At 73.0% G+C, this 15,006-nt stretch carries 13 protein-coding genes and 1 pseudogene; 3 read left to right on the top strand and 11 right to left on the bottom strand.

Annotation, left to right across the window (positions count from 1 at the left end; translation table 11 throughout):
• Together ACIQTO_RS30440 and ACIQTO_RS30435 are read left to right on the top strand one after the other, a co-directional pair.
• Nucleotides 1-442, top strand: a pseudogene (locus ACIQTO_RS30440) (hypothetical protein); the annotation flags it as partial.
• Between the two features lie 373 nt (nucleotides 443-815).
• A complete protein-coding gene (locus tag ACIQTO_RS30435; RefSeq protein ID WP_402394676.1) occupies nucleotides 816-3,086 on the top strand; it encodes a glycosyl hydrolase family 18 protein in 2,271 nt (756 codons plus the stop codon).
• Nucleotides 3,087-3,117: 31 nt separating this feature from the next.
• On the opposite strand, the gene ACIQTO_RS30430 is transcribed toward ACIQTO_RS30435, so the two are convergent.
• The 11 genes from ACIQTO_RS30430 to ACIQTO_RS30380 all read right to left on the bottom strand — a co-directional run bounded on the left by ACIQTO_RS30430 (nucleotide 3,118) and on the right by ACIQTO_RS30380 (nucleotide 13,811).
• Nucleotides 3,118-3,828 (bottom strand): spermidine synthase, encoded by a 711-nt coding sequence (locus tag ACIQTO_RS30430; RefSeq protein WP_402394674.1) that lies wholly within the window; start codon nucleotides 3,826-3,828, stop codon nucleotides 3,118-3,120.
• Between the two features lie 85 nt (nucleotides 3,829-3,913).
• Nucleotides 3,914-4,951, bottom strand: a complete 1,038-nt coding sequence (locus ACIQTO_RS30425; protein WP_402394782.1) for a YeiH family protein — start codon at nucleotides 4,949-4,951, stop codon at nucleotides 3,914-3,916.
• Between the two features lie 13 nt (nucleotides 4,952-4,964).
• On the bottom strand, nucleotides 4,965-5,531 hold the full coding sequence (locus ACIQTO_RS30420) for a cysteine dioxygenase (RefSeq protein WP_402394672.1): 567 nt from the start codon (nucleotides 5,529-5,531) through the stop codon (nucleotides 4,965-4,967).
• A 120-nt stretch (nucleotides 5,532-5,651) separates the two neighbouring features.
• Nucleotides 5,652-6,566: a LysR family transcriptional regulator gene (locus ACIQTO_RS30415; protein WP_402394669.1), complete on the bottom strand. Its 915-nt coding sequence runs from the start codon at nucleotides 6,564-6,566 to the stop codon at nucleotides 5,652-5,654.
• A gap of 113 nt (nucleotides 6,567-6,679) precedes the next feature.
• The gene (locus tag ACIQTO_RS30410) at nucleotides 6,680-7,543 is read right to left on the bottom strand and encodes an amino acid ABC transporter permease (RefSeq protein ID WP_402394665.1); all 864 of its coding nucleotides are present in this window, start codon (nucleotides 7,541-7,543) and stop codon (nucleotides 6,680-6,682) included.
• Nucleotides 7,540-8,184, bottom strand: coding sequence for an amino acid ABC transporter permease (locus ACIQTO_RS30405; RefSeq protein WP_402394663.1), 645 nt, complete (start codon nucleotides 8,182-8,184; stop codon nucleotides 7,540-7,542). Before ACIQTO_RS30405 ends, ACIQTO_RS30410 begins: the two co-directional genes overlap by 4 nt.
• Before the next feature lie 12 nt (nucleotides 8,185-8,196).
• On the bottom strand, nucleotides 8,197-9,075 hold the full coding sequence (locus ACIQTO_RS30400; RefSeq protein WP_402394779.1) for a glutamate ABC transporter substrate-binding protein: 879 nt from the start codon (nucleotides 9,073-9,075) through the stop codon (nucleotides 8,197-8,199).
• A 24-nt stretch (nucleotides 9,076-9,099) separates the two neighbouring features.
• Entirely contained in the window at nucleotides 9,100-9,828 is a 729-nt protein-coding gene (locus tag ACIQTO_RS30395) for an amino acid ABC transporter ATP-binding protein (RefSeq protein WP_402394776.1), read from the bottom strand.
• Between the two features lie 32 nt (nucleotides 9,829-9,860).
• The gene (locus tag ACIQTO_RS30390; RefSeq protein ID WP_402394660.1) at nucleotides 9,861-10,106 is read right to left on the bottom strand and encodes a LapA family protein; all 246 of its coding nucleotides are present in this window, start codon (nucleotides 10,104-10,106) and stop codon (nucleotides 9,861-9,863) included.
• Between the two features lie 116 nt (nucleotides 10,107-10,222).
• Nucleotides 10,223-11,995 carry an ABC transporter ATP-binding protein gene (locus tag ACIQTO_RS30385; protein ID WP_402394657.1) on the bottom strand — a complete coding sequence of 591 codons (1,773 nt, stop codon included), beginning with the start codon at nucleotides 11,993-11,995 and terminating at the stop codon, nucleotides 10,223-10,225.
• A gap of 43 nt (nucleotides 11,996-12,038) precedes the next feature.
• Entirely contained in the window at nucleotides 12,039-13,811 is a 1,773-nt protein-coding gene (locus ACIQTO_RS30380; RefSeq protein ID WP_402394654.1) for an ABC transporter transmembrane domain-containing protein, read from the bottom strand.
• A 323-nt stretch (nucleotides 13,812-14,134) separates the two neighbouring features.
• On the opposite strand from ACIQTO_RS30380, the gene ACIQTO_RS30375 reads away from it, so the two are divergent.
• Nucleotides 14,135-14,998 carry an aldo/keto reductase gene (locus ACIQTO_RS30375; RefSeq protein WP_402394651.1) on the top strand — a complete coding sequence of 288 codons (864 nt, stop codon included), beginning with the start codon at nucleotides 14,135-14,137 and terminating at the stop codon, nucleotides 14,996-14,998.
• Nucleotides 14,999-15,006: the final 8 nt, after the last annotated feature.

The raw sequence follows: 15,006 nt of genomic DNA, 5'->3' as shown, positions 1-15,006 counted from the left end.
CCCGGACCGCCGGCCCAAGGGCACCCCCGTCATGGTCCCGCCGCCGGACTTCAACCCCTTCGCCCCGCTGCCGCCCGACGCCCTCACCCCCGCCGCCCCCGAGGCCGCGCCGACCGCCGTCCAGGCCGTCGACCCGTTCGGCACGGTGACGGTCGACCAGCCGAACGACCCGTTCGGCACCACCCTCCCGCAGCAGGCGGCGCCGGTACCGCCGCCGCCCTCGGCCCCGCCGACCGTCCCCGCGCCGACCGTCACCCTGCCGACCGCCGGCCCGGTGGCCGAGGACGCGGCGGACGACCCGGACCGCCGGCCCAAGGGCACCCCCGTCATGGTCCCGCCGCCGGACTTCAACCCCTTCGCCCCGCTGCCGCCCGACGCCCTCACCCCCGCCGCTCCCGAGGCCGCGCCGACCGCCGCGCCGGAGACCAGCCCCTTCGGCTGAGCACCTTGCCGGCACCCGAAGCCGGACCGCCGCACCGGGCGGCCGCCCCGAGCAGGGGGGGCGGCCGCCCGTCGTCGTCGCGCACCCGTCGTGGCAGGCCGGGCCGGGTCCGGAGGCCCGTCCGACCCGGCCCGCGCGGCCCGTCCTGCCATGTTCACAACCGTCAACTGGTACAGACCTATTGCCAGTTGCCGACCGGCTCCCTACCCTCGGGGAGCACAGGATCCTCACGGCACCCCGACGGCCGAGGGCTCCGGTTCCGCGCCGCCCCACGGCCCGGAGCTCCCGCACGCAGCTCCACGCACCTGACACCTCCCCACAGGTAACGGGGCGATCCGGCCTACCCGGAAGCCCCAGGACAGGAGCCACATCCATGCGCAGACGTCGGATCAAGCTGCCCCTGCTGGCGGCCGGGACCCTGCTCGTCCCCCTGCTCGCCGTCTCCCTGCCCAGCACCGCCGCCCACGCCGCCGGCTCCGCCACGGCGACCTTCACCAAGGGCAGCGACTGGGGCAGCGGCTACGAGGGCAGCTACACCGTCACCAACGGATCCAGCGCTCCCCTGACCGGCTGGACCCTGGAGTTCGACCTGCCGGCCGCGAACACCGTCGCCTCGCTCTGGAACGCGACCTACACGACGGCGAGTTCGCACATCACGGTGAAGAACCCCGGCTGGGCCGCCAACCTCCCGCCCGGCGGCACTTACAACTTCGGCTTCAACATCGCCTATTCGGGTGCCTACAAGCCGCTGCTCAACTGCAAGCTGAACGGCCAGCCGTGCGACGGCACCGGCGGGGACCAGACCGCGCCGAGCGTACCGGGCGGCCTCCAGGCCGGCACCACCACCCAGACCACGGTCGACCTGTCCTGGACCGCGAGCACCGACAACGTCGCGGTCACCGGGTACGACGTGTACCAGGGCACCACCAAGGTGGCCACCACGGACGGCACCGCCACCGGCGTCACCGTCCAGGGCCTGACCGCCGGCACCGCCTACCAGTTCACCGTCCAGGCCTTCGACGCGGCGGGCAACCGCTCGGCCGCCGCCGGACCGGTGAGCGCGACCACCAAGCCGCCGACCGACCCGGACAAGCAGGCCCCGAGCACCCCCGGCACCCCGGTCGTCACCGGCTCGGACGCCAACAGCGTCTCGCTCACCTGGGGGGCCAGCACCGACAACGTCGGCGTCACCGCCTACGACGTCTACAACGGCACCGGACTCGCCGCGACCGTCACCGGCACCTCCGCCACCGTGGGCAACCTGGCACCGGACACCTCGTACACCTTCACCGTCAAGGCCCGCGACGCGGCCGGCAACGTCTCCCCGGCCTCGAACGCGGTGACCGGCAAGACCCAGCCCGGCGGCAGCAACCCCGGCGCGCTGAAGATCGGCTACTTCACCCAGTGGAGCATCTACGCCCGCGGCTACAGCGTGAAGCAGCTCGACACCTCCGGCTCGGCCGGCCGCCTCACCACGCTCAACTACGCCTTCGCCAACATCCACCCGACCACCAAGCAGTGCTTCATCACCAACAAGGCGGCCGGGCCGGACAACGACCCCAACGCGGGTGACGGCGCCGGTGACGCCTGGGCCGACTTCGGCAAGGGCTGGGACGCGGGCAGCTCGGTGGCCGGTACCACCGACACCTGGGACCAGAAGCTGGCCGGCAACTTCAACCAGTTGAAGCAGCTCAAGGCCAAGTACCCCAACCTCAAGATCCAGATCTCGCTGGGCGGTTGGTCGTACAGCAAGTGGTTCTCCGACGCGGCCGCCACCGACGCCTCCCGCAAGGCGCTGGTCAGCTCCTGCATCGACATGTACATCAAGGGCAACCTGCCGGTCATCGACGGCCGCGGCGGCGCGGGCAGCGCGGCGGGCATCTTCGACGGCATCGACCTCGACTGGGAGTGGCCGGCCTCCGGCGGCCACGACGGGAACATCTTCCGGCCCACCGACAAGGCCAACTACACCCTGCTGGCACAGGAGTTCCGCCGCCAGCTGGACGCGCTCGGCACCACCACCGGCACGCACTACACGCTGAGCGCCTTCCTCCCGGCCGACCCGGCGAAGATCACCGCGGGTATCGACATCCCCGGCCTGTTCGGCGCCTTCGACTTCGCCACCATCCAGGGCTACGACTACCACGGCGGCTGGGAGATGAGCACCAACCAGCAGTCCGCCATCAAGCTCGCGGCCGGTGACCCGAGCACCCCGGACCGCCAGTTCAGCTCCGAGATCGCCATCGGCGCCTACGTCAACGGCGGCGCCCCGAAGAGCAAGCTGACGCTGGGCATCCCGTTCTACGGGCGCGGCTGGACGGGTGTGCCGCGCGGCACCACCAACGGTCTGTTCCAGTCGGCCACGGGCCCCGGCCCGGGGACCTACGAGGCCGGGTTCGAGGACTACAAGAAGCTCAAGCAGATGGCCACCGGCGGTGGTTACACCATCTACCGGGACCCGGTGGCCGGCCACGCGTACATCTACAACGGGTCGGTCTTCTACACCTACGACGACCCGATCGAGATCGCCCGCAAGACCGCCTGGATCAAGTCCCAGGGGCTGGCCGGCGCGATGATCTGGGCCTTCGACGGGGACACCCCCAACGGCGAGCTGATGGCCGCGGTGGACAACGGCCTGAAGTAGACCGCGGGCCCGACCTGGCCCGGCGAGCCGCTCAGTCGGCGCGGCGGGCCAGGTGCACCACGTCCGGCACTCCCCGGGCCACCTCGATCTCGTGGGTGACCACGTCCGAGAAGCCCGCCGCGCGCAGCGCCTCCTCGAAGTCCGGGGAGGGCTGCGCGCTCCAGACCGCCAGCACCCCGCCCGGCAGCAGCCGGTGCCGGAGCACGGCCAGCCCGTCGGCGCCGTAGAGCCCGGCGTTGGAGTCGGTGACCGTCCAGTCCGGACCGTTGTCGATGTCCAGGCAGAGCGCGTGGTAGCGCTCGCCGTCCGCCGCCGCCAGGTACTCCAGCAGGTCGGTGTGGAGCACCACCACCCGCTCGTCGTCCAGCGCGCCGTCGGAGAAGGCGCCGAGCGGTCCGCTCCGGTGCCAGTCGATGATCGCGTTCTCGCGCTCGACGATCGCGATCCGGCCCCAGCGCGCCTGCGCCACCGCGTAGGCCAGCGAGAAGCCGACGCCGAGCCCGCCGATCAGCACCGAGGGCCGCTCCACCGCGGCGCCGGTCCGGTCCAGCTCGTCCAGCGCGGCCTGGATCAGCAGCCGCTCGGAGCGGCCGTCGGCGGTGTCCATCAGGAAGCAGCCGTTGGCGATGATCTCGAAGTGCCCCCCGCGCCGGCGCAGTACCACCTCGCCGAACGGGCCCTCCCGCCGGTCGAGCGTGACGACGGCCTCGTGACCGTCCCGTTCGGGCAGTGCGGTGGACATGCGGCGCTTCCTCCCAGGTTCGGGTACGGAACGGCTCGGCGAACGCGTACCCGCCCGACAATAGCGGAGGTCCCGGCCGGGCCGGTCACGTCGTGATCAGCACCCCCGCGTAGCTGACGCCGGCGACCATCACCCAGGAGGCCAGGCCCAGCAGGGCGATCCGCCCGCCGGTGCGCAGCAGGGTGGGCAGGTGCACCGCACTGCCGAGGCCGAACAGCGCCGCGGCCAGCAGCAGCTCCTGCGCGTCCCCGGCCAGGGTGAGCGCGCGGTCGGGCAGCACGCCGGTGGTCCGCAGCGCGATCATCGCGAGGAAGCCGGCCACGAAGAGCGGCACGATCGGCGGCCGCTTGCCGGTGGCCGCGGGGGTGTCCCGGCGTGCCCGCCGCACCGCGACGGCGACCCCGGCGACCAGCGGCGCCAGCAGCACCACGCGCATCAGCTTGACCAGCACCGCCTCGCGCAGCGCACCCGCGCCCCCGGTCTGCGCGGTGGCGACCACCTGCCCGACGTCGTGCACGCTGGCCCCGACCCAGCGCCCGAACTCGGCGTCGCCGAGCCCGAGCGGCTGGTGGAGCAGCGGGAGGACGGCGATCGCCAGGGTGCCGCAGAGGGTGACCAGCGCGACGGAGGCGGCGACGTCCTCCTCCTCGCTGCCGGCCGCCTGGCTGACCGCGCCGATGGCCGAGGCCCCGCAGATCGAGTACCCGGTGGCGACGAGCAGCGGCTGGTCGCCGGGCAGGCCGAGCCGGCGCCCGAGCCAGAGGGTGCCGGCGAAGGTGGCGGCCACGACGGCGATCACCATGGCGACGGTGGCCCAGCCGAGGCCGAGCACATCGTCCAGGCCGAGCTTGAGCCCGAGCAGGACGATGCCGAGCCGCATCAGCCGCCGCCCGGCGGTGGAGAGACCGGGCCGCGCCACGCCGCGGACCACCGGCCGCAGGCCGGGCAGGTGGGCGGCGGCCGTCCCGAGCACCACGGCGGCGGTCAGCTTGGGCACGGCAGGGACGGCCGCGTGCACGGCGAGCGCCGCGGCCACGCCGAGCGCGGCGAGCAGCAGCCCGGGGGCGTCCCCGCCGAGCGGGGGCAGGGCTCGGGTGCGGACGTGCCGGTCCCGGAGGATCAGTGCCACGGCGCGCTCACCGCCGGTCGTCGGCGGGCAGCCGGTAGACGCGCCGGATGCTGGTGCCCAGCCGGGCGACGTCGGCGCCGTAGACGTGGATGGAGATGGCGGTGGCGGAACAGGCGTTGCGGACCAGGTGGATGTCGCCGGGCGGGGCGAAGGCGGCGACGCTGCCGGCCGGGCCGACCACGTGGTCGGTCTCCACGAGATGGGCGGTGCGCCCGTCGGAGACCAGCCGGTAGCGGGTCTCGCTCTCCTGGCCCTGGTGGACGCCGGCCACGCACCAGGAAACGTGGTCGTGGATCGGGGTCTGCTGGCCGGGCAGCCAGACCAGCGCGACGACGGAGAAGCCGCCGTCGGCCTCGGCGTGCAGGACGTGCTGGCGGTAGCGCTCCGGATCGCCCTCGCGCTGCGCGTCGGTGAGCAGGTCGGGGTCCCCCAGGTGCGGGGCGAGCCGCTCGCCGACCAGGTAGGCGGTGAGTTCCGGCGGCAGGCCGCGGTCCACGACCGCGCGGATCTCGCCGACCAGGGCGGTCATTCGCTCGGTGAGCCGGTCGCCGCCGACCGTGGCTGAGGGTGTCATGGCAGCAGGTTCGACCCGGACGACCCATCACGTCCAAGGAGGGTTCGTTCGTCTTTCCCAACCCCCGCTTATGGGTCGACGCCGATCAGCGACCCGCCGTCATCCGTGGCCCGACGCCGATCAGCAGCCCACCCGCGCCGCGGCCGCGGACCGCAGGTTGTCCAGCACCAGCGCGGTGGCCGGGATCCGGCGGTGCTCGCGGAGCACGTACGCGCTCACCTGGCGGCGCAGGTGCGGCTCGACGGCGCGCCCGGTGACCTTGCGGTGGCACATGAAGGAGAGCACCAGCGCGGGCATCAGCGCGATCCCGACCCCGGCGGCGACCAGGCTCTGCACCGCGAGGTTGTCGTCGGTGGAGAAGACGATGTCGGGCGCGAAGCCCTCCTCCGCGCAGACGTGCAGCAGATTGGCCCGGCAGCGCGGGCAGCCGGCGATCCAGCGCTCACCGTCGAGGTCGGCGAGCCGGACGGCGTGCCGGCGGCCGAGCGGGTGGCCGACCGGCAGCAGCACGGTGAGCAGGTCCTCCATCAGCGGGATCTCGTCCAGCTCGGGCGGCAGCTCGGCGGGGGCGCCCGGGTAGCGGAAGGCCAGCGCGATGTCGCACTCGCCGCGCAGCAGCCGCTGCACGGAGTCGGGCGGTTCGGCCTCCAGCAGTTCGACCCGGACCGCGGGGTGTTCGGCGAGCAGCCGGGCCATCGCCTGGGGTATCAGGGTCGCGTTGGCGCTCGGGAACGCGCAGACCCGGACTCTCCCGGCGCGCAGCCGGGCGAGCGCGCCGAGTTGCTGCTGGGCGGCGGCGAGGCTGCCGAGGATCAGCTCGGCGTGCCGGGCGAGTGCCTCGCCGGCCTCGGTGAGGCGCAGCCCGCGCCCGGCCCGGGTGAACAGCGGCACGCCGACGGACCGCTCCAGCGCCTTCATCTGCTGGGTGATGGCGGGCTGGGTGTAGCCGAGTTCACGGGCGGCGGCCGAGTAGGAGCCGGCCCGGACGACCTCGTGGAAGGTCCTGATGTGCCGCGAGTCGAATACCGGCTCCACTGCCCCTCCACCTGCCCGCTCCCCTGGTCCGAGGGAATCATAAGCAGACTTTGGAGTTCTCGGAGCTGATCCCGATCGTACCTATGGTTTACAGGGTTCCCGCGACACCGCTCCTACTCCTCGGGCGGCAGCCCGAGCACCAGCCCGGCCTCGGCCACCGGCGCGCCGCCCTGTGTGCTCGGGCTGCGCCGGCTGCGGCGCTCGACCCAGCGGGCCAGCCAGGAGAGGGCCAGGCACATCCCGATGTAGACCGGTGCGATCACCATCACCACCGGGATGAACGGCAGGTCGTAGTCCAGGTTGGTGGCGATCAGCTTGCCCGCGTGCAGGAACTCCTCGTAGGTGATCAGGAACCCGAGCGAGGTGTCCTTGAGCGCCACCACCAGTTGGCTGATGATGGCCGGCAGCATCGCCCGGTTGGCCTGCGGCACCAGGACGTACGCCATCACCTGGGTCTTGCGCATGCCCAGCGCGTACGCCGCCTCGCGCTGTCCTCCGGGCACCGCCAGCACACCGGCCCGGAACACCTCGGCCAGCACCGAGCCGTTGTACAGCACCAGGCCGGCCACCAGGGCCCAGAGCGGCTCCACCTTGAGCGCGACGAAGATGAAGAAGATCATCACCAGCACCGGCATGGCCCGGAAGAACTCCACCACCAGGGTGGAGAACCAGCGCACCACCCGGTGGTCGGAGAGCCGCCCGGCGGCGAACAGCGCGCCGAACGGCAGCGCGAGCAGCACCGTCCACCCGAAGGCCTTGAGCGTGTTCCCCAGCCCGCGCAGCAGCAGCTCCTGGACGCCCTTGTACTCGAAGGGCATCCACTTCTGGGAGGTGAACTGGTTGGTGTGGAACAGCATGTAGACGATCCACCCGAGCAGCGCGGCGATCGCCACCAGCGCGATCCCGCCGTACAACCGGTGCCGGGCGAGCGCCTTCGGCCCGGGGATGTCGTAGAGCGCCGAGGATTCCACCGTCATCGCGACACCGCCACTCGTCGTTCCAGCACGTTGAAGACGGCGCTGACGGCCAGGGTGATGATCAGATAGCCGACGGCGATCCAGACGAAGGTCCAGACGATGCTGTACCCCAGCTCGTTGATGGTCCGGTAGCTGCCGAGCAGTTCGGTCACGCTGAACGAGCCGGCGATCGCGGTGTTCTTGGCCAGTGCGATCATCACACTGCCGATCGGGGCGACCACCGACCGGTACGCCTGGGGCAGCACCACCACGCTCATCGTCTGGCCGAAGGTCATGCCCAGGCTCCGGGCCGCCTCGCCCTGGCCGCCGGGCACGGTGTTGATCCCCGCCCGCATCGCCTCGCAGACGAACGCCGAGGTGTAGCAGCCGAGCGCGAGCACCGCGAAGGTGAAGAACGGCAGCGTGATGTCGAACCGCGGCAGGCCCAGCACCACGATGAAGAAGAGCAGGGTCAGCGGGGTGTTGCGCAGCAGCGTCACCCAGACCGTCCCGAACACCCGCAACGGCCGCACCGGCGAGACCCGGAAGCCGGCGATCAGCACGCCCAGCACCAGTGACAGCACGGCGCTCACCGCGAACAGCGAGAGGGTGCCGAGGAAGCCCTCCCAGTAGGTCGACCAGTTGTCGGTCAGGGTTTTCACGGCGCGGCCCTCTCAGTACCGGTCGATCGGCGGCGGACTGGGCGCGGGCACCCCGGACAGGCCGAGGGTGGCGTCGTAGGCCCGCTTCCAGTCGCCGTTCTCCTCGTGGTGCGCCAGGGCGTCGTTCAGCGCGCCGCGCAGCACGGTGTCGTCCTTCGGCGTACCGATCCCGTACGGCTCCTCGGAGAACAGCGGCCCGACCACCTTGAGCTCGTCCGGCACCTTGGCCGCGTAGCCCATCAGGATCGTGTTGTCCGTGGTGACGGCGTCCACCTGGCCGGTGATCAGGTTGTCCACGCAGGCCGAGTAGGTGTCGTAGCCGATCAGCTCGACGTCGGGGTACTGCTTCTGGATCCGCTGGTACGGGGTGGAGCCCGCCGCCGAGCAGACCTTCTTGCCGTTCAGGTCCTGCGGGCCGTGGATGGTGTCGTCGTTCCGGCGCACCAGCAGCGACTGGCCGGCCAGGTAGTACGGCCCCGCGAAGCCGACCAGCTTCTTGCGGTTGTCGTTGATGGTGTAGGTGCCGACGTAGTAGTCGACCTGCCCGTTCTGCAGGGCGGTCTCCCGGTTGGCGGAGGCGATCGTCCGGAACTCGATCCGGTCGGGGGCGAAGCCCAGGTCGGCGCCGACCATCTTGGCGATCTCGATGTCGAATCCGGAGTACTCCCCGGTGGCCGGGTTCTTCTGGCCGAGGTAGGGCTGGTCCTCCTTGGCCCCCACCACCAGGTGCCCCCGGGCGCGCGCCGCGTCCAGGGTGGGCGAGCCGGTGAGGCCGGCGGCGTCCCGCACCTGGTAGCTGGGCAGCGCGCTGGGCTGCGGGCCCTTCGGCGGCGGCGTGCCCTCCTTGCCGCAGCCGGCCAGCAGGGCGATCAGGGCCGCGGCGGCGAGCATCCACTTCCTCGTCACGGCGCCGCCTCAGTGCTTCAGGATCTTGGACAGGAAGTCCCGGGCGCGGTCGCTCTCCGGAGCGCCGAAGAAGTCCTCGGGGGCACGGTCCTCGACGATCCGCCCGTCGGCCATGAACACCACCCGGTTGGCCGACGCGCGGGCGAACCCCATCTCATGGGTGACCACCACCATGGTCATGCCCTCGTGCGCGAGCAGGCGCATGACGTCCAGCACCTCGTTGATCATCTCGGGGTCGAGGGCCGAGGTGGGCTCGTCGAAGAGCAGCGCCTTCGGCTCCATGGCGAGCGCGCGGGCGATCGCGACGCGCTGCTGCTGGCCCCCGGAGAGCTGCGCCGGGTACTTGTCCGCCTGCGCGACCAGCCCGACCCGCTCCAGCAGAGCCCGCGACTTCGCGTCCGCCTCCGCCCGCGGCCGGCCGCGGACCTTGATCGGCGCCAGCGAGACGTTCTGCAGCACGGTCTTGTGGGCGAACAGGTTGAAGGACTGGAACACCATCCCGACGTCGGCGCGCAGCTGGGCGAGACCCTTGCCCTCCGCGGGCAGCGGCCGGCCGTCGATCGTGATGGTGCCGGACTCGATCGGCTCCAGCCGGTTGATCGCCCGGCAGAGCGTGGACTTGCCCGAGCCGGAGGGTCCGATCACCACCACGACCTCGCCGCGCCCCACCGTCAGCTCGATGTCCCGCAGCACGTGCAACTCACCGAAGTGCTTGTTGACACCGCGCATCTCGATCAGCGGCTCGAACGCGGACGGCCCCGGCGCCGCGGTCACTTGTCGCGCCGCCCCTTCAGCAGCCAGCCCAGCGCGCCGCCCGCGAGCAGGGTGGCGAGCAGGGCGATCCAGAGCGGCGCGGTGACGGTGAACACCCAGAACTGGATCTTCACCTTGTCGAGGTTGGCGAACAGGAACCACAGCGCGAGCACGACGATGACGCCGATCCCGATGTACCGGGTGGGGATGCCGGCGATCTCGCTGCGCTTGGAGCCGGACGAACCGTCTGAAATCTTGGTCACACGCGCAGTCTGCGGGCCGATCGGCCGACTTGTCCGGTTACGCGCCCGGGAGTAACCCGCACGGGGCAACTCGCCCCCGTGCGGGTTCGCGCCGCCTCACCGAGGCCGGCCGCCGGCTACCGCTCGTCCCGCCAGGAGCGCCAGAGCGCCGCGTACGGACCGCCGGCCGCGACCAGCTCGGAGTGGCTGCCGTACTCGCTGATCCGCCCGCCCTCGACCACGGCGATCACGTCCGCGTCGTGCGCGGTGTGCAGCCGGTGCGCGATGGCGATCACCGTCCGGCCCTCCAGCACCCGGGAGAGCGAGCGCTCCAGGTGCCGGGCGGCCCTCGGGTCCAGCAGCGAGGTGGCCTCGTCCAGGACCAGGGTGTGCGGGTCGGCCAGCACCAGCCGGGCCAGCGCCAGCTGCTGCGCCTGCGGCGCGGTCAGCGCGGCGCCGCCCGAGCCGACCTCGGTGTCCAGCCCCTCCGCGAGCGCGTCCACCCAGCCCCCGGCGTCCACCGCGTCCAGCGCGGCGCGCAGCTCGGTGTCGGCCGCCTCCGGCGCGGCCAGCCGCAGGTTGTCCCGCAGGGTGCCGACGAAGACGTGGTGCTCCTGGTTGACCAGTGCCACCTGGGCCCGGACCCGCTCGGCCGGCATCCGCGAGAGCGCCGCCCCGCCGAGCGTCACCCGGCCCCGGCCGGGCGCGTAGATCCCGGCCAGCAGCCGGCCCAGGGTGGACTTCCCCGCGCCGGAGGGCCCGACCAGCGCGACCCGGCTGCCCGGGGCGACGTCCAGGCTGATGCCGTGCAGCACGTCGGCGCCCTCGCGGTAGCCGAACCGCACGCCCTCCGCCCGGACCTGCCGGCCGTCCGGGCGGGCGTCCTCGTCGCTCTCGTGCTCGGGCACCTCGCGGACCCCGACCAGCCGGGCCAGCGAGGCCTGCCCGATCTGCAGCTCGTCGTACCAGCGCAGGATCAGGTCGACCGGGCCGGTCAGCGCCTGGGCGTAGAGCACCCCGGTGGTCAACTGGCCGACGGTGATCCACCCCCGCAGGGTGAACAGGCCGCCGAGCATCAAGGTCCCGAGCACGGCCAGGGTGTAGACCGCCTCGATGGTCGGGAACCAGGCCGACCGCAGCCACAGGGTGTAACGCTCCCAGTCGAGCCACTCGCCGAGCTTGCGGTCGGTCAACCGGACCCGCTCGTCGCCGAGGCGCAGGGTCTCGACCGTCCGCCCGGCGTCGACCGTCTCGGCCAGCACGGTGTTCACCGCGGCGTAGCCGGCCGACTCGTTGCGGTAGGACTGCGGGGCCCGCCGGAAGTACCAGCGGGAGCTCGCCAGCAGCAGCGGCAGGCCGATCAGCGAGGTGAGGGCCAGCAGCGGCGACGTCACCACCAGGGCGCCGAGCACCAGCAGCAGCGAGACCACGGCGACGGCCAGCTCGGGCACCGCCTCGCGGACGGACTTGTCGAGCCGGTCGATGTCGGTGGTGCCCCGGGAGACGAGGTCCCCGGTACCGGCCCGCTCCAGGACGCCGGTCGGCAGCGTCACCGACCGGACCAGGAAGTCCTCCCGGAGGTCGGCCAGCACACGCTCGCCGAGGACGCTGCCGCGCAGCCGCGACCACCAGGTGAAGGCGGACTGCACCACCAGCGCCAGCAGGTACCAGGCGACGGCGACCGCGATGGTGGACTCGGCGGTGCCGGTGGCCAGCGACTCGACCAGGGTGCCGAGCACCCAGGGCCCGACCAGTGCGGCCACGGTGGCCACCGAGTGCAGGCCCACCACCGCGGCGAATCCGGCCCGGTGGCGCCGGGCGAGCAGCCGCAGGTAGGCCCGGACGGCGGTCGGCGAGCCGACCGGCAGGGTGGTGGCCGGTCCCTGCTCCTGATGGACGGGGGGCTTCATACGGTGCTCCTCGGCTGGGCGGGGCGGCGGACGGACGGGCTGCTCATACGGCCTCCCCGACCGCTGCCGGCTCCTCGTCCCGGGTGACCACGGCGCGGTAGGCGGGCTCGGTGCGCATCAGCTCGCGGTGGCGGCCGGCCGCGGTGGCCCGGCCGGCCTGGAGCAGCACCACCCGGTCCGCCTGGTCCAGCAGCAGCGGGCTGGTGGCGAACACCACCGTGGTGCGCCCCTCCCGGCTCTTGCGCAGCCCGGTCGCGATCCGGGACTCGGTGTGGGCGTCGACCGCGCTGGTGGGCTCGTCCAGGACGAGCACCGGCGGGTCGGCCAGCAGCGCGCGGGCCAGCGCCAGCCGCTGGCGCTGGCCACCGGAGAGCGAGCGGCCGCGCTCGGTGATCCCGGCCCGCATGGCGTCCCCCTCGCACTCGGGCGAGCCGTCCACGAGGGCGTCCAGAACGTCCTCGGCGCGGGCGGCGGCCAGGGCCTCGGCGGGCGTGACCCGGCCCGAGGCGGGGATGTCGAAGAGTTCGGCCAGGGTGCCGGAGAGCAGCACCGGCTCCTTGTCGTGGACCAGCACCGCCGCCCGGGCCTGGGCCAGCGGGACGGCGTCCAGCTCGGTGCCGCCGAGCCGGACGGAGACCTCCCGCCGCTCGCCCTCGGCCGACGGGACGTGCCCGCCGAGCCGCTCGGCGAGCGCCCCGGCGAAGTCCGGGTCGCCGCAGACGACGGCGGTCAGCTCACCGGCCCGGGCGGTCAGCCCGGAGGCCGGGTCGAACAGGTCGGCCCGGTCGGGCCCGGTCAGCACGGCCTCGGCGGTGCCGGTCGTCCGGCTGAGCGAGAGCACCCGGGCGGCCCGCCCGGCGGAGACCCGGGCGACGCTCCAGGCGTGCGCGGCCTCGCCGAGGATCCGCAGCGGCGAGGCCAGGTAGGCGGTGGCGCCGTAGACGGCGACGAGGGTGCCGATCCCGATCTCCCCGCGCGCGGCCAGCCGGGCTCCGTACCAGGTGACGCCGACCACGAACAGGCCCGGCAGCAGGACCTGCTGGGCCTGCATCAGCGACCAGACCCGGGCCGAGCGGACGGCGGCCGTGCGGACCTTCTGGGAGGCCGCCCGGTAGCGGTCGAGGAACAGCTCCTCACCGCCGATGCCGCGCAGCACCCGGAGGCCGGCCACGGTGTCGGCGGCCAGCTCGGTCGCCTTGCCGCCGAGCGCGCGCTGCTCGGAGTAGCGCCGCTCGAACGGGCCCAGCAGTGGCCAGACCGAGGCGGCCAGGACCGGGACGCCGAGCAGGACGGCCAGGCCGAGCAGGGGTTCGGTGACCAGCACCGCGACGCTGACCGCCAGCCAGACGATCACCGCGCCGCGCAACCGGGCGACCAGTTCGACGTACCAGCCGATCTTCTCCACGTCCCCGCTGCCGACGGCGACGATCTCACCGGTGGCGATCCGCCGGGACAGGCCGGCGCCGAGGTGGGAGGCCTGACGGGAGACCAGCTGGCGGACCTGGGTGGCGGCGTGGATCCAGTTCCACACCGCCTGGCGGTGCAGCATGACGGCGCCGAAGGCGGCGACGACGGCCAGGGCGAGCACGGCGGCGCCGGCCCACCGGAGGCCGGCCGCGTCACCGTCCACGACGGCCTGGACGCCGAGGCCGACCGGGAGCGGTAGGGCCGCCCGGCTGCCCATCTCCAGCAGCGACCAGCAGGTGGCGAGCACCTGCCCGCGCCGCTGGCTGCGCTGAAGCCAGCGCAGGAACGCGAGGGGGGAGGAGAGGTCCGGGTCGCCGGGGTCGGCCAGCGGCAGGGTCTTGAGCGGCATGACGCTCCGTTACGGATGGTACGGGCGATTGGCACGGACGCGCTCGTCGCGCGGTGGCGCGAGGAGCACGGGAAAGGAGGAACGCGGGAAGGGGGGCCGGTGCGGTCACGGCCGGAGGGGCTGCTCAGGAGGTCATGGCAGCGAGCCTGCCAAGGCGACTGTGATCTGCGCAACAGGTTTTCCGCGGCGCGCGCCCCCCTCGCAACAGCCTGCGCACGCCGGTACAACGCGTCGGAAATTTCTTCGGCCGGACGGGAACAATCCGGACAGCACGCCGGTTGGTCCACTCGAACCATAGGGACTAACCGGAGGCACCCCTTCCCGTGAGCACCATCCCCAGCGTCACCCTCAACGACGGCTCGCAGATCCCGCAGCTGGGCTTCGGCGTGTGGCAGGTCCCGGACGCGGAGGCCACGGCCGCCGTCCGCACCGCCATCGAGACCGGCTACCGCTCGATCGACACCGCCGCGATCTACGAGAACGAGGCCGGCACCGGCCAGGCGATCTCCGGGGCGATCGCGGGCGGCGTCGCCCGCGAGGACCTCTACATCACCACCAAGCTCTGGAACTCCGGCACCCGCGACTGGTCCGGCCCGCAGGGCCGCGACGCGGTGAAGCGCGAGTTCGACGCCTCGCTGGCCAAGCTCGGCCTGGAGTACCTCGACCTCTACCTGATCCACTGGCCGCGCCCGATGCACGGCAGCTACCTGAACGTCTGGAAGGCGTTCGAGGAGCTCCGGGCCGACGGCCGGGTCACGTCGATCGGCGTCTCGAACTTCGGCCCCGAGCAGCTCGCCCACCTCCTCAGCGAGGCCTCCGTCGCCCCGGCGCTGAACCAGGTCGAGCTGCACCCGTACTTCCCGCAGGACGAGCTGCGCGCCTTCCACGCCCGGCACGGCATCGCCACCGAGGCCTGGAGCCCGCTGGGCCAGGGCAAGGAGCTGCTCGCCGAGCCCGCGCTGGTGCGGATCGCCGCGAAGCACGGCCGCACGGTGGCCCAGGTGGTGCTCCGCTGGCACCTGCAGAGCGGCATCGTCGCGATCCCCAAGTCGGTCACCCCGTCCCGGATCAAGGAGAACCTGGACGTGGCCGGCTTCGAGCTGGACGCGGCCGACCTCGTCGCGATCGCCGGCATCGCCTCCAACGTGCGGATCGGCCCGGACCCGCAGGAGTTCGACTGGAACTGACACGCTCG

This window comes from Kitasatospora sp. NPDC091207, from assembly GCF_044768625.1.
Lineage (GTDB): Bacteria > Actinomycetota > Actinomycetes > Streptomycetales > Streptomycetaceae > Kitasatospora.
This window is presented reverse-complemented; position numbering and strand designations above follow the sequence as displayed.

Excerpts from the sequence above, each read along its gene's own strand:
- ACIQTO_RS30435 (WP_402394676.1), top strand. The coding sequence starts at position 816 with ATGCGCAGACGTCGGATCAAGCTGCCCCTGCTGGCGGCCGGGACCCTG.
- ACIQTO_RS30430 (WP_402394674.1), bottom strand. The coding sequence starts at position 3,828 with ATGTCCACCGCACTGCCCGAACGGGACGGTCACGAGGCCGTCGTCACG.
- ACIQTO_RS30420 (WP_402394672.1), bottom strand. The coding sequence starts at position 5,531 with ATGACACCCTCAGCCACGGTCGGCGGCGACCGGCTCACCGAGCGAATG.
- ACIQTO_RS30410 (WP_402394665.1), bottom strand. The coding sequence starts at position 7,543 with ATGACGGTGGAATCCTCGGCGCTCTACGACATCCCCGGGCCGAAGGCG.
- ACIQTO_RS30400 (WP_402394779.1), bottom strand. The coding sequence starts at position 9,075 with ATGCTCGCCGCCGCGGCCCTGATCGCCCTGCTGGCCGGCTGCGGCAAG.
- ACIQTO_RS30385 (WP_402394657.1), bottom strand. The coding sequence starts at position 11,995 with ATGAAGCCCCCCGTCCATCAGGAGCAGGGACCGGCCACCACCCTGCCG.
- ACIQTO_RS30380 (WP_402394654.1), bottom strand. The coding sequence starts at position 13,811 with ATGCCGCTCAAGACCCTGCCGCTGGCCGACCCCGGCGACCCGGACCTC.